14 protein-coding genes are annotated in these 19,895 nt (G+C 57.9%); all 14 read left to right on the top strand.

Going from position 1 to position 19,895, the window contains the following annotated elements; translation table 11 throughout:
• Positions 1 to 37: 37 nt before the first annotated feature.
• The 14 genes from IPM84_22035 to IPM84_22100 all read left to right on the top strand — a co-directional run bounded on the left by IPM84_22035 (position 38) and on the right by IPM84_22100 (position 19,894).
• Entirely contained in the window at positions 38 to 628 is a 591-nt protein-coding gene (locus IPM84_22035) for a hypothetical protein (protein MBK9095383.1), read from the top strand.
• A gap of 20 nt (positions 629 to 648) precedes the next feature.
• Entirely contained in the window at positions 649 to 1,353 is a 705-nt protein-coding gene (locus tag IPM84_22040; protein ID MBK9095384.1) for a hypothetical protein, read from the top strand.
• A 44-nt stretch (positions 1,354 to 1,397) separates the two neighbouring features.
• A complete protein-coding gene (locus tag IPM84_22045) occupies positions 1,398 to 2,468 on the top strand; it encodes a hypothetical protein (GenBank protein ID MBK9095385.1) in 1,071 nt (356 codons plus the stop codon).
• A 63-nt stretch (positions 2,469 to 2,531) separates the two neighbouring features.
• Positions 2,532 to 3,758 carry a tetratricopeptide repeat protein gene (locus IPM84_22050; protein MBK9095386.1) on the top strand — a complete coding sequence of 409 codons (1,227 nt, stop codon included), beginning with the start codon at positions 2,532 to 2,534 and terminating at the stop codon, positions 3,756 to 3,758.
• Complete coding sequence (locus IPM84_22055; protein MBK9095387.1) at positions 3,736 to 4,257, top strand: hypothetical protein; 522 nt, start codon at positions 3,736 to 3,738, stop codon at positions 4,255 to 4,257. Before IPM84_22050 ends, IPM84_22055 begins: the two co-directional genes overlap by 23 nt.
• A 31-nt stretch (positions 4,258 to 4,288) precedes the next feature.
• A complete protein-coding gene (locus IPM84_22060; GenBank protein ID MBK9095388.1) occupies positions 4,289 to 5,566 on the top strand; it encodes a VWA domain-containing protein in 1,278 nt (425 codons plus the stop codon).
• The gene (locus IPM84_22065; protein MBK9095389.1) at positions 5,550 to 6,257 is read left to right on the top strand and encodes an NACHT domain-containing protein; all 708 of its coding nucleotides are present in this window, start codon (positions 5,550 to 5,552) and stop codon (positions 6,255 to 6,257) included. Before IPM84_22060 ends, IPM84_22065 begins: the two co-directional genes overlap by 17 nt.
• A 32-nt stretch (positions 6,258 to 6,289) precedes the next feature.
• Positions 6,290 to 7,837 (top strand): SUMF1/EgtB/PvdO family nonheme iron enzyme, encoded by a 1,548-nt coding sequence (locus tag IPM84_22070; protein MBK9095390.1) that lies wholly within the window; start codon positions 6,290 to 6,292, stop codon positions 7,835 to 7,837.
• 420 nt (positions 7,838 to 8,257) lie between these two features.
• Complete coding sequence (locus IPM84_22075; GenBank protein ID MBK9095391.1) at positions 8,258 to 9,010, top strand: CAP domain-containing protein; 753 nt, start codon at positions 8,258 to 8,260, stop codon at positions 9,008 to 9,010.
• 79 nt (positions 9,011 to 9,089) lie between these two features.
• Positions 9,090 to 12,188: a hypothetical protein gene (locus IPM84_22080; protein MBK9095392.1), complete on the top strand. Its 3,099-nt coding sequence runs from the start codon at positions 9,090 to 9,092 to the stop codon at positions 12,186 to 12,188.
• Positions 12,189 to 12,301: 113 nt separating this feature from the next.
• Entirely contained in the window at positions 12,302 to 13,366 is a 1,065-nt protein-coding gene (locus IPM84_22085; GenBank protein MBK9095393.1) for a hypothetical protein, read from the top strand.
• A 12-nt stretch (positions 13,367 to 13,378) separates the two neighbouring features.
• Entirely contained in the window at positions 13,379 to 14,506 is a 1,128-nt protein-coding gene (locus tag IPM84_22090; GenBank protein MBK9095394.1) for a hypothetical protein, read from the top strand.
• Positions 14,507 to 14,516: 10 nt separating this feature from the next.
• Positions 14,517 to 16,961, top strand: a complete 2,445-nt coding sequence (locus tag IPM84_22095; protein ID MBK9095395.1) for a SidA/IucD/PvdA family monooxygenase — start codon at positions 14,517 to 14,519, stop codon at positions 16,959 to 16,961.
• 80 nt (positions 16,962 to 17,041) lie between these two features.
• On the top strand, positions 17,042 to 19,894 hold the full coding sequence (locus IPM84_22100) for a DNA translocase FtsK (protein MBK9095396.1): 2,853 nt from the start codon (positions 17,042 to 17,044) through the stop codon (positions 19,892 to 19,894).
• Position 19,895: the final 1 nt, after the last annotated feature.

The raw sequence follows: 19,895 nt of genomic DNA on the forward strand, positions 1-19,895 counted from the left end.
CTGCCATGATTGATAGTTTGTTTGGAGTGGACACATCATGCCATCATTACAACAAAAATTGTGTGTTTCTATTGCTGGGTGGACAGAACCAGCTTCTGCTGATAGCGATTTGAAATTGGATTGTACTCAAGGAGACGAAGGGCCGACCATACTCCTGGCTGAGTTAGGCCAAGATAGGCAAGGTTGGGTCGGCCTGAAGAAGTGGTTGAGTCTCCCAGAAAAAGACCGATCGCAGTCATACATGATTTCGCTGGTGGGGATTGGCAGTATTTTGCGTGCCAAGAATGATCAAATCATTCAGCTAGTTAGCAAGTGTATTGAGGCTACAAGTCAGAATAACAACGCTTTCCGTACATCCAAGGACTCATGGATTATTTCGATGTCGCTTAAAGACTATCTTTCTCTCAAGCGGTGTTTATCTTATCCCGAATATAAGACACAGAGTGAGTGGTTTCAAAAGTGGGAGCCACTGAATGCGCCATCACTTCTTCCTGATTCGAGTTCAAAAATGAGTCCGCAACCAGATGGCAATTACAATGGGCCGGTTTTCATCCCGATGCCCTGGATTTTGTGTGCAAGAATCAGCGAGTCCTGCCAGACGAAGTGCCATCAGATTATCGCCAGTTGAAACCGGGAATAATCCGTCGATTGACAAATCGTGAGTCGCCGACAATCTTCGACAGAATTTGGGACGATTTGGATGATATCTCTCAGCACGCAATAATCAAAGTGATCCGAGATCGATTAAAGCAAGCACCGCCTGAACTTACCCTTCTCAAGGAATTTGGTTTCTACGAGACGGATAAGGAGGGCAATTTGATTAGATGGTTTTCTCCATTATTTGAAGCCTATGTTTACCATTACAAAACATACAGCGGTATCTTCCGTCGTATGGCGCGCATCAGGGAATTCGCAGACGGCATAGCCGATTTGCTTGAGAAAACGCGCAAGTGGAAGCCTGACATTTTTGTATTGCGATTATTAGTAGCACTCACGGTGATTGTCCTTGTTATGTTGATTTCTCGAAGCATCTCAAGTTTCTGGGGATTGGCATTCATTTCCACATTGGGGCTTCTGTTTACAATGGCAACGCTGTGGCCTCATTTCCTACAACTGCGTCAGTCTCTTAATCGCTCGCGGTGGTTGCTGGCTTATCTTGGCTTTTTAGTCGTCGTAATCGTCTTTCTCCAACGTGAGGGTCGCGAACTTGCACTAAGATCTTCGACTGTGGATCAAGATCAGATTGGATTGGTGCTCGGCATCATTCAGGTTATGCCCATGTTGTTCCTACTGCCGAAGATTCTTGCAAAGGCAAGCGACCTCATCGAGAAGATCCTGCCGCCTGGTAAGTGATAATGATGATAATCATGGTGTATCTACCGCGAAGCTCTTGGATTTTGTCGCTACTATGTGCCATTGTCGCGGCGCTGCGACTGGGGTATCTCGACGCAGCTAACAATCAGGCCAGTGCCTTTGCCCGCGGCGACGTCTTCGCCGCCGTCGGCAACGGGCAAGTCAAGCGCTTCACGCCGGACGGCGCCCTGCTGCAGACCCTGGAGAGCGGGGCGGGTGGGCAGAATGCGGGGATGACCTTCGACAAACAAGGCAACCTGTACCTGGCGCACTTCGAGGCTGACCAGGTCTATCGCTTTGGTCCGGATGGCGCGTTGCTCGGAACGTTCGGTCGTGGGTTCAATGCGCACCCAGAATCGTTGGTGTTCGATGCCGCGCAAAACCTCTACGTGGGTCAGGCCGACGGCTCACGCCAGGTGCTCGAATTCGACTCACAGGGCAACCTGGTTGCGACCATTTCACTGCCCACTGAGGGCCGTGGCAGCGACTGGATTGACCTGGCGGCCGATCAGAAGACGTTGTTCTACACCTCGGAAGGCGCTGCAGTGAAACGGTATGATCTCGAAAACCAGCGCAGCCTGGCCGACTTCAACCAGGCGCCGCTTCCTGGCTCCGTGGCCTACGCCCTGCGCGTCTTGCCTGACGGCGGCGTGCTGGTGGCCGACACGGAACTGCTGGTGCGCCTGGATCGCAATGGTAAGCAGGTGCAGATCTACGACGCGGATGGTGAGGATAACTGGTTTGCGGTCAATCTCGACCCCGACGGCAAGACCTTCTGGAGCGGCAACCTCGGAACCGGCCGCGTCTATCGTTTCGAGATGAGCAGCGGCCGCCAGGTCTCTAGCTGGGATGCCGGTGCGGTTGGGGCACTGGGCGGGCTGGCAGTGTATGGAGAGATCACCGCGGCCTTGACGCTCCCGGCCATACCAGGTTGGCTGCCGTATTTGCTCGGGCTTATCCCGCTGGGCGCTGGCTTGGCCTGGTTGCTGCGCCGCCGTCCACGACCCGTACGGACCTCTGCGCCGCCCCGCGTGGGCGGGGCGCCACCTGTGCATCGCCCAGAGCCGCCGCCCAGACCGCGTCCACCAAGGGGAAAGACGATCACGCCAGACTAATGACACCTACCTGGTGATCGAACCAACGCCGGCCGTGGCCGGCAAGAGGGGGTTGGAACGTATATGCCAGAAAATTCGTTCGGGCAAGACTTCTATCCATTGCTTGAGCTTCTACTCAGCGAGGCTCAGGAGAAAGAGCAAAACGGGGACGCCGATGGCGCCCGATCTTCCTATCAAGAGATCATTGATAGTGCGCAGACCCAAGCAGAGGTCGCGCCGAATTTGGATTGGGAGACACTGATTGACAAGGCCAAAGACGGGCTGAGCCGGCTGGCTGGGCGAGATTACCAACGCATTGAGTCGCTGCTCGGAAACGCTGAGGACCAGGAACAAGCCCGAAATATCCAGGCTGCCCGCTCGCTCTACCAACGGGTCGCTGCCTCCACCCAAGAGGAGATGCAAACCGCGTCAGGGTGGGACTGGGATGCGCTGCTTGACAAGGCCAATGCCGGCTTGAATCGCTTAGACGCGCGCAGCTATACCCTCCAGGGCCATGAATCGCTCAAGCACGAGAATTATCAGGAGGCAATCGGCCTGTTTCGTAGAGCGCATACCCTTGATCCCAACGATTTGGAAGCGAAAGAAGGATTGGCCGAGGCGCTCTATCAATCGGGCTGTCAGAGGGAGAAGGATGGCCGAAAATTGGCCGCACGCCAGGATTACGAAGAGGCGCTTACCTATCAACCCAATCACCCTGGCGCCCAGCAGGCTCGTCTGAATCTCGCTAACGAGCCTGTCGCACGCCGACGCTCCCTGATGATGGTTGTTGGTTTGCTGCTCCTTGCGGGTCTCGCGGGAACGATCTTGGCGCTTGCGCGTCTGCCGCATGAACCTCCCAAGACACCGCCGACGCAATCCCGAGAGCCGGATCACCCCCAGCCGACACTGCTGACGGCGTTGCCCTCGATGACATCGTCGCCGACTGTGATCACGACAGCACCCGTCGTCACGCAGACCGCGTCCCCTTCGCCGCTGCCGGAGACATCGCCGGTCGTCAGCGTGACCGCGCCAGCTACTGCGACTGTCGTGTCACCCTTGTCTATCACATTCAGCGGCAGGGTGCTGTCGCAAGATGGCCGCCCGCCTCGCCCGCTTGCGCTACATACAATTATATGGATCGGAAACGGGAGATTTTGGCACGCGTTTGCTGTCCACGGCAATTACCGCCGACGATGGCGAATTCAGTCTGACGACCGCCGAGGATTTTCCGTATTACATCCTGTGGTTGGAACCGGCGCCGCTCCCGCCACAGATGGCGTACGTTTCCGTGAGCGCCGGACGTGGAGGTGAAGCGACTGGAGCACGCGCCATTCGTTATCGCAACCCTGGTTCCGGCGTCTACGACGATAATCTGTTCTATGTGGCGTTCAATACACCCACGCCGACCGACACGCCAAAACCAACAGCGACACGGACCAAAACACCCTCACCCACACCCTTCCCTGCGCCTGTGCTGCTCAGCCCAGAAGAGGGGGCGACAGCATCCGATCAGGTCACGTTCGCATGGGACTGGGGCGGAAGTCCATTGCCGCCGAACTATGGGTTCGAGGTGCGCCTGTGGAAGAATGACCAACCTGATCACTATGGCGCAGCCGAGGCTACCCCAGGCACTCGGCTGCTGATAAACCTCGAAGGCGCCCATGGCGTCAGACAGGGTGGAGCCGGTCGTTACTATTGGACGGTGGCCGTTGTCAAGCTGCAGCCTTACGAACGTATCGGGCTTGAGGCGACCGCCCGTGTGATTGACATCGGCGGTGGAGAGCCGCCGCCCCCACCACCGTCGCGCTAACACAGGTTTTGTGGGTCAACATGGAGTTCCTATGCACGGTCGCTCTTTTCTGATAGCACTCTTATTGCTGGCAATCATGGTTCCGGCTGTGCTTGCCGAAGATGTCATTACCCCCGATCATATCACGGGAACGCTTGCCGTGGGCGAATGCCTCAGCGAGACGGTCTCGTTGAAGCGCGGCCCAGGTCCCGTTCCGCAGTTGGACGTCGTGTTCGTTTTCGACGTAACCGGCAGCATGAGCGATGAAATTGACCAAATGAAGGCGCGTGCGACCGAGATCGTGCAGCGCGTGCAGGCCATCGTGCCCGATACCGTTTTTGCCGTGGCCACCCTGTCTGATTATCCCAGGGTCACGGGGGGCGAGAGTCTGTTCGATGTCCTTGGCAACCTCATCAGCTTTGGCAGCGGCGACGACTATCCCTGGCGCATGGATCTCGATTTTACCCCTCAAGCGACCCGCGTGCAGGCCGCTATCAACAACATTCAGTTGATGGATGGCGGCGACGGCCCTGAATCGTATTTGCGCGCGCTCCAAGAGGTGCAAAACTTGTCGTGGAGGCCTCGAACTCGCCGCATCGTTGTCCTCTTTGGCGATTCATACGCTCATGATCCTGATCCAGGTCCGGATGCACAAACGGGCACCTCGGACGACATATCTTTGGGCAGCGTCCTGTCAGGGCTTCGAGAGGCGGGTATTAGCGTTCTGGCCATCCATTCGGGTGGGCCTGCTGCCGTGTTTTTCGAACAGGTCGCACGAGAAACAGAGGGTCAGGCGTTTGGACTACCGACTGCAGCGGCCGCACCCGAAGCCGTGGTGGACATGGTAAGACGCGATGTCAGTATTCTGCGCCAGGTCACTCTTCAACCCGATGCCCCGTACAAGGCCTGGGTTACCTGGCAGCCGTCTGTGTATCCTGTGGTCGAAGAGGGAAAGACCGTCACCTGGCAAACCAAGATCTGTCGCCCAGCGGACCAACCAGGGGGTACACACCGCTTCGATCTGGGTATTGCGGCCTCTGGTTCGCGCATCTACGCGATTCCAGTGGTTATCGCGGCTCCTCCCACCCCGACACCAACCCCGACGCCCACGCCAACGCCCACACCATCGCCAACGCCGACGCCTACACCGGTGCCATTTCTTCTCAGGCATGTGGACAGCACGCCTGTTCCCTGGTGGATCTTCTTGCTTGCGTTGGCTGGCCTGCTTGGCGGTGGATTTGCTTGGCTGCTTTTGCGTAAGCCAAAACGCCAATCTATCATAGGCAAACCCGTGGTGACGGGAGGCAAGAGCGGTGGCGGAGGCAGCTGATGCGGCTTTTGTGTTGGTGAATCTGCTGGACGCGCGCGGCGGAGATATGACGCTGCGTGAGGTTCTTGGTCATCAGCGCTGCGTGGTTTTGCAGGGACCGCCTGGCGCTGGCAAGTCCACGCTGGTGCATTATATCACGCGCGTCATGGCCTCTGCCCTGCTGCCTGGAAACGACCCATCCCTGGCGGAGCGACGGCTGGCGCTGTTGCCTCACTTTCCGATTCGTATCCCCCTCAAGTCTTACGATCAGTCCAAGAAGCTGATCGCCCTGGCGCTCGATGAACTTGAGAACCCACTCGCCATCGAGCAACTCGATATCCTCACTAAGAAGGGCGCGATGTTATTGTTGGATGGGCTGGATGAAGTTGCCCCTCAACACTTTCGCCCATTGATTTCCGAGATTGACCTGTTGGTTAAGAACCATCCTGAGTACCGTTTTGTTGTTACGACGCGCATCACGACCTATCGCGTCAAAGATCTGGCGCCCAGTGGTTTTGTGACCTATACGGTTCAGTCCTTGAACCAACACCAACAAGATCAATTGCTCTATCGTTATTTTCGTTATTGGTCGCAGACGCAAAGCTCGGTTCATCAGGAAACCGTACCCGTGGAGCAGCGGGTGCAGGAATTTCGGAGCCGCATGGAACAAAATCCGGCGTTGGCCCGCCTGGTTGCGATTCCCTTTGGCTGACGCTCACAGCTTCTCTCTTCTATACGAATGATTTGCGGCCATTCGTAAGCAAACCGGAGATCTATCGCCTGTGCATTGTGAATCTTCTCCACCGTCGGAGGAAAATCACCAATCAAACCAATCAAACCAATCAAACCAATCAAACCGATCAAGCCGATCAAACCGATCAACACCTCCTGCTCCTTGCCGAAATTGCCTGGGAAATTCACAATTCGCCCAATACGACGCTGTCGCGCAAGCAAGTGGAGGCGATTGTTCAAAGAGTAACAAATCGCGAACCAGGCGGCCAGTTCCCAACGCGTCCCACAGTTGATCAACTTGAGAGTGACTGGGGTATTCTCATCCAGCGCAGCCAATCGCGCCAGTATGGTGATGTCTACGGCTTTGCACAGCAGGGCTTTCAAGATTACCTGGTAGCTCTTGCAGCTAGAGAATCACCGAAGGATCATTGGCCAGTCATGAAAGCACATCTGATGGAGAATCGTTGGCGGGAGGTCGCCCTTCTGTACACGGCCATGGCAACGAATTCTGAAGGCAACGAGCCCTGGAAACAGGTGTTGGATGCGCTAATGCCGGACAATCGCGATGCAGAGCCTGGTGGACGGACTGCTTTGATCGGATTATGCCTCGCGAACGCCCCCGCCGGCAAGATGGGTGATTACGAGCGAGTCCTTAATCAACTTAAATATGTCATCGAAAGTTCCAAAGATGAGCAGGTTGTGTCCCAATCGTTGGAGGCGTTGGTGCTGATTGTACCAGCCGGACGCGATCGCGCGCTAGAGTGGATGAAGCGAAAGGTCATTGATACCGGATTCGACCTTCTGCCAAAATCGGTGTTGACCCTGGGAGCTGAAGCAAAACAAGTTCTGCGGACGCGCCTGATCGAACAGATCGGAGCGTCCGAGAAGATACAGGATCGCATTCTTGCTGCCCGTTTGCTGGCCCAAATTGGCGATACTCGCATTGGCAACACGGCGCCGATGTCGAATCCAGCCATGACTGCCGACCATGGTAGAATCATGCAGCGTGCTGCGATCTATCCGGTCACCAATGCCGAGTACGCTCTTTTTGTTCAGGCTTCTCACCGCACTCCTCCACGACAATGGCCGGAAGGTCGTTTCCGGCCTCCCGAAGCAAACTACCCGGTGACGAATGTCTCTTTCGATGATGCACAAGCCTACTGCGACTGGCTATCGGAGAATTCCGATCATCGCGTTTTCTTGCCCACAGACGAGCAATGGACGGCTCTCGCAGGTGATGTTCACGGGAGGTATCCATGGGGCGATGATTTGTTTGCTGATTATGCCAATTTTCGCAATAACTGCGCCTGCGCCACGCCCGTCGGCATTTTTTGTGAGGCCAAAAGCGACCTGGGAGTCATGGATCTCATTGGCAATGTGTGGGAATGGACGAGAACGATTCAGGACGATCGTCTCGTATTGCGTGGCGGCGCTTACGATACCATGTCGCTGGATCAGGGCCTTGCTATCAGAGAATTGGTCGATCCTCAAAAGCGTGGACTGAACATTGGTTTTCGCGTTCTTCACGAAATACGGGAAAGTGACCTCGGTTATGCCTGATGGTGGGGCTGGGGTCGGATCCATGCCTGCTTCGCGAAAGTTCCTGCGTTGAATCGAAGAAAGGACATTATGCGTTCAACTAAACCGCCGGTTCGCCGTCCTTCCCCGGTGCGTGCTCGCCCATCGGTCTATCGCCGGCCGGGTCGTTCGTCGTCTTCAGTCAATTGGCTGTGGGTTGGTGGAGCAGTGCTCGGCCTCTTTCTCATCGGTCTCTTGGGCTGGATGGGACTACGCGCCCTGCGTTCGCGCCAGTCACCGCCAATACCAACTGTGATTGCTGATACCATGACGCCAACGGCAACTCCTTTGCCGACTATCCCTGGCTCTGCTGCATCTGCCACACATACGCCCACATCACCGACGCCTCTCAGCACCAATGTTTCGTTGCCATTGCCCGATGTGCCCTCATTGCAGAGGCTTATGCTGGAGTTAATCAACGCTGATCGCCGCACCGAAGGTCTGAACCCGGTCATCTGGGACACCCAGGCCGCTCAGATAGGCGCTGCTCATGCCCTGGAAATGGCGTCGTCCGGTTATTTGAGCCATTGGAATTTACAGGGCTACGGCCCCGACGTACGGTACAGCCTGTCTGGTGGAACTGATGCCGTGATGGAGAATGTGTACCTGTATGAGTATCGCTATGACGACGGCCGACCGGCGCCCATTACTGATTGGCCGCTAGTGATCCGGGCTGCTCATACCGCCTTGATGGAAAGTCCGGGTCATCGTGCTAACACTCTCGACCCATCCCATACGCATGTAGGAATCGGTATCGCCTATTATGCAACAACCGGAAATGTGCGTATCGCCCAGGAATTCGTCAACCGCTATGTCAAACTCGACTCGATGCCGAGAACGGCCCGGCTTGGCGACAGCGTAGATGTGAAGGGTACCCTGTTGGCGGGCGCCAGTAAACCAGTGATCAACCTGGCTTATGAGACATTCCCGCAGACGCGGACCGTGGATGCTCTGCGCAATGCCACAGATTTGACATACCAATCACCGGCTGAAGTAGTTGATATCACCAACCCAACCATCACTGGGGGGCAGTTCGCGGCGCGTGTCAAGCTGGCAAGTGAACGCGGCGCCGGGTTGTATCACATAAGGTTATGGATTACCACAAGTCGTGATGCAAACGCGCTTGCCGCCGATGTCATCATCAGGGTACAGTAAGAATGTTCGGCGAGGGACGCATACCGGTGCGTTTGGCCCCGGTCAGCCAGTTACTTGTCGCAGATAAAGGAGCGCGTGCGTGAACCAAATGTTCAAAGTCAACGATATCTATCGTTACCTACGCATCGGGCTGGCTGCGTCTATTCTTGCGGCCGTATTCGCTGTTTCATCCATCGGCTTGGCGCAACCACAACCTACAGACGGTATTGTAGGCTGGAGCGAAGTGCTGCAATTGCCCGAGACCCTTGATAGCAGCGCTGCGGTAACGTCTGCTGGCTGGATATATGTATTGGGGGGGCGCAACGCCCAGGAACAACCGGTTGCCACGGTACGCCGCGCCCAGACAAACCCTGACGGTTCAATAAGCACATGGCTGACGTCTGGTTCTTTGCCGCAGGCAGTGTTTGGTCATACGGCCGCTTTGTTCAATGGCCGTATCTATGTTGTTGGCGGCTATAGTCAAAGCGGCTATCGCGCTGATGTCTTTGTGACCACGATCCATAGCGACGGCTCACTGGGCGCCTGGTCAGCGGCCACGTCACTGCCATCCGGTCAGGAGCGGGCAACACATACGACGGTTGCAGCCAATGGTTTCTTGTATGTTATCGGAGGTTATCGTAACACTGCAATCCTGGGAAACGTTTGGCGAGCGCCGATTCGGCCGGATGGATCGCTGGGGACATGGATTGCCGATTCACTGCTGCCAGCGCCTCTCTATCGCGCCAGCGCCGTAATACGTAACAGCGTTTTGTATGTGATCGGAGGACGCCCTTCTACAACAACCGCATCACGTCGGATTTTTCGAGCGCCTGTGCTTGCCAACGGTTCACTGGGGGACTGGGGCGATCTCGGCGATATACTGCCCGAGGGTCGCGCCGATCATGTCAGCCTGATAGATGGCAACGTCTTGTTCGTCATTGGCGGCACCGATGGCGCGGTCATGCGACAGACCGTGTTCACATTTCGCATAGAGACGAACCTGACGCCGATGCCACCTGGTGTACCATTACCGGCGCCGCGGGTGCGCGCTGCCGGTATTCTGAATGACCGGCACGATGTGTATATTATCGGCGGTTTAGGCAATGGCGGACAGACAGGCGCCGTGTTCAAGGCGCATGTCTTTTTGCCCACACCAACACCTACACCTACCCGGACACCTACACTTTCCCCTACACCTTCACCTACGCCTACACCGCCTGATGTTTATCTTCCCGGCGTAGGGCGCATCATGACATGGACGCCAACGCCTACTAAGACGCCGACGCGGACCAGAACGCCGACGCCTACCAAGACGCCCACGCCGACCAATACGCCAACAGCTACCGACACATCAACGCCGACCTGGACGCCCACACCACCATCAACGCTTGAATTGATAGGACAGATCGGGGGTTCTGCCTATGCGGTTAAACCCGTGGGGCACTATGCGTATGTGGGACTTGGCCCGCGATTGGTGATTCTGGACATGACTGAGCCTGCGACTCCCCGCTTTGTTGGCCAGAGCCAGGTGCTTCCTCGGGTCGTTCGTGACCTGGAGATCGTTGGCAATCTGGCCTATGTGGCGGATGATGTTGCTGGTTTGCAGATCATAGATGTTAGCGATCGCGCGCGGCCCGTGCTACGTGGACGTTATGACACACCAGGTTCAGCTCGCAGCGTCGAAGTAGTCGGTAATCTGGCGTTTGTGGCGGACAAAGAAATGGGTTTGCGCATTCTCGATGTCACCAACCCAGATTTGCCGTCGTTGAGGGGCGTCTTCAATACGGACGGCGAGGCACGTGGCGTAGATGTAGCCGGGAATCTGGCTTTCGTAGCCTATGGCGGAACGGGACTCTATGTGTTGGACATCAGTAATTCTGCAACGCCTCGGTTGCTTGGCCAATACGATACGCCTGGATTTGCCCTGGATGTGGTTGTGTCCAATCAAAAGGCATTCGTGGCCGACGGCGCCGCTGGGTTACAGATTGTGGACGTAAGCGACCCAGCTAACCCAGCGCTGCAGGGTTCTCTCGACACGCCCGGTTACAGCTATCGCATCACAACAGATGGATTAGTGGCCTATGTGGCTGATGACGATCAGGGCCTGCAAGTCATTGATGTGAGCGAGCCTGCTAACCCCACACCCATCGGCAGGTACAATACACCGGGATACGCCTCTGATGTGTCAACCAGAAATGGTCTGGCTTTCGTTGCCGATGACGACGGTGTGCAAGTGATCAATGTCAGCAACCCAGCCACGCCGTTTCTCGTGAGTATGTATCGCACAACCTCGAACGCACGCGGCGTTCAGGTATCCGATGCCACCGCCTACATAGCGAGTTTACGTGGCCTTGAAATTATTCAAGTAGCCAACTCTGGTGAGTCACAATTCGTCGGGGAGTATCGAATCGCTAACGGCGCCTGGGGCTTGCAGGTTGTGGGCAGCCTCGCCTACGTAACAACAGGCAGCGCTGGACTCTTGATCATTGATGTGGCCAATCCTGCTGCGCCCTACCTGCGTGGAACGTTAGATACACCGGATTTTGCCTATGGAGTGGACATAGCTGCGAACTTTGCTTACGTGGCTGATAGATCAGCCGGTTTGCAGATTGTTGATATCAGCAATCCCGCGGCGCCCGTGCTGCGAGGCTTTTATGATACACCGGGTTTGGCCCTCAGAGCGCGCGTGATCGGCAGTCTGGCCTATATCGCTGACTTTGATTTTGGACTGCAGATCATCAATATCGCTAACCCGGCCGCACCGGGTTTCGTCGGAACCTATGACACTCCCGGCAGCGCCTACAGCCTCGACGTGGTAGACAACACGGTTTACGTAGCCGATGGGTCCGATGGAGGGTTGATCGTGTTGGACATCTCCAATCGAGCCAATCCGATCTTGCGCGGTATGTACGACACGGACGACTCCGCACGCGGCGTTGGCTTGCGCGGCAGCCTCGCGTATGTCGCAGATGCAGACGGGGGCCTGGTCGTAGTTGATGTCAGCAACCCCAATTTGCCGGTGTGGCGAGCATCGCATGCCAGCATCGGTTTTGCTGCGGATGTAGTGACATCGCCATTGTCATACCAGCACCCGCTGCGCGACTATCGGGTATTCCTGGCTGATCGCGATGGCGGACTCCTGATATTTGGCAGTAATTTGACGTTGACCGAGCGCAGATTGACAGAGGCAAGCTGGTGAGATCAATGACTCTACGTCATGGTGCGTTGCTGAGGCGGTGTGGTTGGTGCTCGCTGGCCGGATTGTTCTGGCTAATCGGTTGCACACAACCTTCATTGGCGCCCCCACCGCAGATGCTTGCGACGCAGGTCATACCTGGGTCGTCGGTGTATGCCTCATCATTGGTTCTATCGTCCGACGGTACACCGTTGGTGGCCTTCGTTGGCGAACAGCCCGCATATATGGTCTATTTTTGGCAGAACGGCGCGCCGGTCGAACCTGTGGGCCAGGCCGGCAATGAGCGGCATACGGAAATAGACCTCAGCCTGGCGCTGGCGCCCAACGGCGAACCGGGGATTGCCTATGTGGACGATCGTGTCGGCGACCTGATCTACGCCGAACGTGACCACGGACGTTGGATCACTGTCACTGTGGATGCTGCCGGGCAGGTGGGGCACTTTTCATCGTTGGCTTACGACCGCATGGGCAATCCCCACATCTCCTATTTCGACAATACCCACAACGATATCAAGTACGCTGTGCGCCTGGATGCAGGGTGGCGTGTGGAGACGATTGATGCCAGCGGCCAACCGGGGTTTCACATTCCGGCCGGCTTCACCAGTTTGGCCATAGGATCTGATCCCGACGATTCTGCATCCGGCGCAGACACGCCCCAAGTGGCCTATTTGGCCTATCGCTACAAGCCATACGATGGCGCTCTGCGTTACGCTGTACGCCATTCCGATGGCTGGCGGATCGAGACGGTTGATGCCAGCCGCAGTGCCGGAGGGTTCCCCTCGCTGGCGCTCGATGCTGAGGGCCGGCCCTGGATTAGCTACTACCGCGCCGGCACCTGGGACTATCAGGTGGGCGAGTTACGAGTCGCTCGACGTACTGATGGCCGCTGGCGCATTGATGTCATAGATGAACAGGATAACGCTGGCCGTTTCAGTGCCCTGGCCTTTGCCCCCGATGGACGACCGCTGATCGCCTATTATGCTGCGCGCACAGCCGATCTGCGCCTGGCCTGGCTCGATCGCACCTGGCGCCATGGCACTCTGCTGGTCAATCATGACGCCGGTTCATGGGTAACGTTAGCTTTTGATTCACAGGGACGTGCTCATTCGACTTATGCCGACGGCATGAATCGGGTAACGATTCATGCCGTGGTGGCATTTCCAACCCTATCTGTACCGTGAAAGGAGTATACGATGTCAAAACGTTCTCTCTGGCGACTGGGATTTCCCCTGGTTGTGGCCGTAGCCGGACTGTTGGGCCTCGGCCTTGCCTTGACTGCGCAGCCGCAATCCTGCGCGGCCTGCACAGAAGCTACTGTTCCTGGCCCTTGCGGCGTCAATCTCTCGGCTGTTACCATCAAGCAGGGCGATGCCCGTCGAGTCTGGTGGAATTTCCTGGCGCCGCGGGCCGATCAGACAGTGCATGTCTACCTGGGTATCAACAACAACACGGGAAATGGCTCACCGCAGTACACCTACCAACTGAGCTACTACGGCGACTGGGATCCGGCAGCGGCGGGCGGTATCACGCCGACGATGGGCGCCGGTCAGCTTGGCCCGGCCGGCAGCTCGAAAGCCAACACAACCATTGAGATCAATGTGCCCTATAGTTCGACTCAGACAGGTGACCTGATCCTCACTGCCGATGTCCAGAGCGTGGACGGGCTATGCGTCTTCCACTCACCCGTCTCGACCACCGTGCGCCTCAACCAAACCGGCCCGACCGTTTGGCCGATCACGCCGCGCACCTGTCCGCAGGCCGGCGGTAAGCCGGAACTGGCGTTTGGGGTGCGCAATCCGGGCAACACAGCGTCCACTTACAACATCCTGGCCCGCGCCGAGAATCCACAGGGCGGATCCGAGGCAGACCAGTTTAGCATCAACGGGCAAGGCGGGCAAGCCTCACTGCCACCCCTGACACTTCGGCCTGGTGAAACCAAGGAGGTCAAGCTGACATGTGAGACTTTCGGCTATTGCTTCACCGGGGGTGAGAATCGTGTCGGCATTCGAGCCTCATCTGCAATCACAACCGACGCGCCCTACGAGGCTGTGGCGTGGTCGAGCGTGACGATTCGCGATCCCAATGCCAATTGCCCGGAGATTCAGGATTGGTGGTTCTTGATGTCACCGGCCCTGCTGGCGCTGTTGATAGGCGCGCCAACTGCGGCCAGCGCACTGGGCGGAGGCGCCTATTGGGTTACCCATCGGGGCAGCAAACCACCTCCTTCTCCACCCCAGCGATCCAAAGGCCAGATAACTCAGCCGCCACAAATCGAGCCGAAGAAACCCGGTGGGAAAAACGTGACCCATGGGCGAAGATAAGAGACCTCGTGTGAGCCGCGTTGCCATCGTGGGCGATGGTCCCGCTGCTTTGATCACGATGGGAATCTTGTGTCATTATGGTTTGCCGCCAGATGCAATTACTGTCTATGGTAACAGTCCATTTCCCCTGGCGACACTGACCCGCTTTGCTCGCGCGGTGGACCAGGTTCACATGCGGTCGGAGAGCAGCGGCCATCTGGCGCCGGTTGAACCACCAGGCTTGGCTCTGACCGATGCCTGGCAACGCAAGTCCCCCTGGCCGCTGCTGGCTTCTCTGTTCGACCGCTACACACCAACGCTGGACTTGTTGAATCAGCATGCAGCGACCCTGGCGGCTCGACTCGGTCTTGATGATCATCGAGTCGCAACTCGTGTGGCTGCGCTCTATCCAGGCGACGGATCTGACCAGGAGTTTGTTTTGGTTGACCGGTCCGGTGAGTGTGTGGGGCGAGCACGTCACGTCATCTTGGCCTTGGGAAACGCCGGCCTCGCCTGGCCGGCGTGGGCGGCTGCCTGGCGTGGTCATCAGGCTGTCACCCATGCTTATGAGGGAGCTACGTTTCAACCGGGTGAGAGGGTGGTGGTCATTGGCGGCGGCATGGCGGCAGCCCACCTCTGGGTCAAAGCATTACTGGCCGGAGCCAGGGTGACGTCCGTACTCCGCCGACCCCACCATCGTCAGCACTTGGTTGCGCCCCGCGACCTCCTCAGTGCAGTGGGTATCGAGGCTTACCAGCGCTTGTCGCCAGTGGAGCGCACGGCAGTCCTGACTGATCTGGGGCATGGCACTTTTCCCTGGCGTTGGGCCTGGGAGCGGCTATGGTGGCAGGCGCAGCGTCGGGGCCTGATGACCACTCGCCAGGATGAGGTTGTACGCCTGGAGGAAACTGGATCGAGACAATCTGGAGGCAGATTGAGGGTAGAACTGGCCGGAGGCGGGGCGTTGGAGGCTGACCGCCTGGTGTGCGCTACCGGATTCGTGGCCGATGCCGCTGCCCATCCCCTGGTGGCGGCGTTAGCAGCTTGTCAAGGGGTGCCAGTGGTGGACGGTCGTCTGTTAGTCAGTGACACGTTTCGCCTGGCGCAACTCAACCGTCCGGGACAGGCGTGTGGGGTAGTGGGCGTCCTGGCCCGCTGGGCTTTGCCTGTGGCCGGGTACATTTGCCGGTATGAAATACGTTGCGCGGCGTCTGGCGCCCCAAATTGGATTGGAAGGCTGAGCATGTACTTTTCTCTAAACGGCCGTTGGCACACCCGACTGCTCACCCTGGTGGGGCCCTTCTGTTTGACCTGGGGAATGGCCACCGCGCACGGTGATCGAGACTACTGGCTCTTGTTCGTCCTGATGGTGGTGCTTGGCTTCACTTTGGACGTGGGCGTGTACGGTTGGCTGATCGGCTACCAACCGCGCTGGCTGACAATTGGGTTGGGCGGCATCGAGTTCCTGTTGCTGAAGTGGATTGCTGAATGGCCCTATCCTTTCGAGATTCGCCTGCACACACGCCAGGCCCTGGTGTTCTACGGGATTGCATGGCTTCTGAGCTGGGTAACAATGCAGGCGATTGTTCCCTGGCTGCGCCCGCGCTGGGCAGAAGAGGGAGGTGAACTTCGTGGCTTTTTGCCGCGTTTCAACCTTGGGCGCGGCCCGGGTACCGGCCGCCTCGGATATCGGCGTCGGTTGTATCTCACCGCTTTGGGGATGACCTTTGTGACGCGGCTGCCGTGGCTGGCGGCGCTGGCTCTGACGCCGACTGGACGTCATTTTACCGGCCTGTTGGTGGCGGAGCATTGGCATCTGTCTGCCCTGGCTGCGGCCACGGCTGGCGCCGGCGGTACAACCTGGTCAGGTCTCGACGACCTGATCGGTGCAATAGCGCACCTGGGGCGTTGGCCTGTGCTTGATCTGTATCTGTTGTCATCGGTGGCTGCGACGTTTACCTGGTTTCTTTGCATCCAGGTCGCCTGGCCGTCTCAGACAGGTGACCGAACCAGGTTAGGGTTTGCGACCTTGATCGCGGTTATTGCGCCTCCCATGACGCTGCTCGTGTTGGCGTTAGCGGTTTGGATCCTGGTGCGGGTGCCGGTGTCAATTCCTGCCGGTGTAGTGGTTTGGCAACGTTTGATGTGGCCAGTCACAATTTTAGCGGTTGCCGTGTGGGGGATAGCATGGGCACGGGTACCCTCGGCCTCATCTGCCTACGTGAGCGAAGCCCAGTGGCAGACGTTGATTTGGCTACAACAGTCGGCGCCAGCAGAGGCGGTTGTAGCCGCGTTGCCTCCGCTGGACAGGCTAATCCCAGCATTGAGCGGCCGACAGCTTACCCACATGCCTGGCCGGGCCGATCTGTTCGTCGTAGAAGGACTCGCTTGTCAAGCGAATCGGCCGATGTTTGCCCACGGCGAAATATGTGTCTTGGGTACATACCAAGTACCAGTCACGAACTTGAAAAATTGACAGACTTTTGACACAAGGTTGACAGACCGGTGAAAGACTTTTTCTGTTATACTAATCCTACATGAGGAGGAGGGTATTACATGGCATCATCTATCCCTGTACTTGAGGCTCGCATTGCCGAGCTGAACCAGGAAATCGAGCAGAGTCGTCAGCAGGCGCGGGCGATTTATGAGCATGGCAAACGCCAGGCGCAGCAATTGGGCGATTATTTCAATCCGCAGCTCCAGGCGCATGCCCGGCGCTTCGAGGCGGCGCTGGCCAGCCTGCCGTTGGCAACCGTAGGCGGTTGGCGCGAGGAGCGCTGGAAGACCTGGGATGCCGCGACATCCCTCGAAGCGTCCGTGATCCGCGTGGGCAGCCTGACCGAGCAGCGCACGAACGGCGGTCTGCAACTGCCGGCCTATGCGCCGTTCATTGGGCAAAATCGCATGATTATCATCAGGAGCAAGGGGCGCAGCGTGGAAAAGGGCGCGGCCCTGCTGCAGGCGCTGGTGACGCGCACCGCGCTGATGCTGCCCCACAAGACGCGCTATACGCTGCTCGATCCAGCCGGCAACGGCCTGGCTTTTCCCATGCGCCGCTATCTGCCGTTGGTGCGCGAGAATTCGGGCGATGTGCGACGCGATCTGGATGAGGTGACGAAGGATCTGCAGCGCATCATCGAGGCTTATCTCGATGCCTCGGTGACGTCGTTCGAACTGGTGCCTGACGAGATTCGCATCAATGAACGCTTCCAGTTCGTTTTTGCCGCGGACTTCCCCAATCAATACGATCGCCGCGCGATCGAGGCCCTGCAGAGTGTGGCCAATACCGGCACCAAAGCCGGTATCTACACCTTTATCCACTTCGACGAGGATATCGAACTGCCACGTGATCTGAGTATGGACGGCTTCAAGAATGCGTTTTATATTGGCGCCGATGACGAAGGCACGTTCACGAAGCTCAATCTGAAACTGCTGGTAGATGCTGCGCCGCCGCCCGATCGGCAGGGGCAGGTCTTCCAGATTCTCAGCCAGGCCAAACCGCCGGAGCGCATCCTGGACTGGGACAGCCTGGTGGGCATGGAAGAAAACTCCTGGTGGGGCGAGAGCAGTACGCGCATCATCGAGGCGCCGATCGGCGCACGCACCGGCAATGAACGGCTGCGCGTTTGGTTTGGCGTCAACCAGGAGAACAAACCCTGCGCACACGGCATGTTGGGCGCGATGACCGGCGCCGGTAAGTCGAACCTGTATCATGTCCTGATCTGCGGCCTGGCCGTGCGCTATAGCCCGCAGGAGCTGCGCCTTTATTTGATTGATGGCAAGGACGGCGTGGAGTTTCAACCCTATCGCCATCTGCCGCACGCCGAGGTGGTCTCCTTGCGTTCGTCATCCGAGCTGTCACGCAGCGTGCTGGCCGATCTGATCGCGGAAAAGGAGTATCGCAACGCGATTTTTGCCCGCGTGGGAGTCAACGACTTCAGCAGCTACCGGGCCAAAGGCCAGCCGGAAGGGAATCTGCCGCGCATCTTGTTGCTGGTGGATGAATACCAGGAATTGTTCGAAGGAGACAAGGACGGAATCGCCTCGAACCACCTCCTGCAGTTGTCGCAGCAAGGGCGCAGCGCGGGGATTCACATGCTGCTCGCCTCGCAGCGCTTTGGCGCCGCCGGCATGTTGAACCAGACCGGCATCTTCGGCAATATCCATCTGCTGATGGCGATGCAAATGAAGTCGGCCGACATCAACGCGTTGACTGAATTCGGACGCCGCGGCAAAGCGCTGATTGCCACCTGCGACCTGCCAGGCAAGGCCGTGGTCAATGACCAGGGCGGCGACGATGAGGCCAACCGTACGGGCAAGGTGGCTTATCTCAATGCGACGCGCCGCGACCAGGTTCTGCAGAAGCTGATCGAAAAAGCGAAGAACTTGTCCGATGACAGCCTGCCGCGACGGGTGGTGTTCAACGGCAAGGCGCAGCCGGTGCTGATCGAAAACCCGTATGTGACGGCGCTCTTGCGCTATCGCACCTGGCCATCGGCCAGCGATCTGGAGGCTTTTGCCCGTGAAGAGGTGGAAACAGGCGGCCTGGGCGTCATTGACTGGTTTGCCGCCGAACACCCGCGGGTGCTGTGGTTGGGTCAGCAGTTCAACGTGCGCGGTCAGGCCATGCTGATTCTGCGGCGACGGGTGGGTGAACATGCGTTGATCGTCGGCAGCGGCAATGCCGCGCGGTATGGCATGTTGGCGGCCGCGCTGACCACGCTGGCCTTGAATGGCTCTCCTGCCGCCACCCGGTTCATGACGCTCGATCGCAGCATCCAGGGCGCGCAGTGGAGCAACGTTCTGCGGGCCGTGCAGGAGAGCGTGCTGACTCCAGCCGGCTTCGATGCCCAGTTCAGCCGCAGCAGCGCGGACCTGGAACCCTGGCTCGATCAGTTGTTGACAGAACTCGAACGCCGGCGCCGTCTGAGTGAAGAACAGGCCGCGCGCGAGCCTTCTCTCGTGGTCACGTTGACCGAACTCGACACGATCGAGCCGATGCGACGCAAGAGTGACGCCTATGGCGGCCTGGCCGATTCACCGCTCGGTGAGAAGCTCAAGCGCCTGTACCTGGAGGGCGCGCCGTTGGGCATTCATTTGCTCCTCAGTTTCTCTGGGGTGCGGCCGCTCACCAATGTGATTGACGAACGCCGTGGTCTCGTCCATTTCCGCCATCGCGTTGCCTTGCAGATGTCGGAGGACGAATCGCATGCGTTCGTGCGCAGCCGCAAGGCATCGCAACTGCAGATCGAAGGTCCAAGCCCGGTTTGCGCGTTGTACCTGGACACGGAGAGCGACCAGGCGATCCGTTTCAAACCCTATTCGAGCGATCCGGCCACCCAGGCGGCTGGCGAATCATTGTTCGATCAACTGGCGGCGCTTGGTCGCGAGTTGACGCCGCGGCGCTGAG

The sequence above is a fragment of the Candidatus Amarolinea dominans genome (assembly GCA_016719785.1).
Classification (GTDB): Bacteria; Chloroflexota; Anaerolineae; order SSC4; family Amarolineaceae; genus Amarolinea; species Amarolinea dominans.

Coding starts and splice junctions, on each gene's coding strand:
- IPM84_22035 (MBK9095383.1), top strand. CDS start 38: ATGCCATCATTACAACAAAAATTGTGTGTTTCTATTGCTGGGTGGACA.
- IPM84_22050 (MBK9095386.1), top strand. CDS start 2,532: ATGCCAGAAAATTCGTTCGGGCAAGACTTCTATCCATTGCTTGAGCTT.
- IPM84_22060 (MBK9095388.1), top strand. CDS start 4,289: ATGCACGGTCGCTCTTTTCTGATAGCACTCTTATTGCTGGCAATCATG.
- IPM84_22075 (MBK9095391.1), top strand. CDS start 8,258: ATGCTGGAGTTAATCAACGCTGATCGCCGCACCGAAGGTCTGAACCCG.
- IPM84_22085 (MBK9095393.1), top strand. CDS start 12,302: ATGCTTGCGACGCAGGTCATACCTGGGTCGTCGGTGTATGCCTCATCA.
- IPM84_22090 (MBK9095394.1), top strand. CDS start 13,379: ATGTCAAAACGTTCTCTCTGGCGACTGGGATTTCCCCTGGTTGTGGCC.
- IPM84_22100 (MBK9095396.1), top strand. CDS start 17,042: ATGGCATCATCTATCCCTGTACTTGAGGCTCGCATTGCCGAGCTGAAC.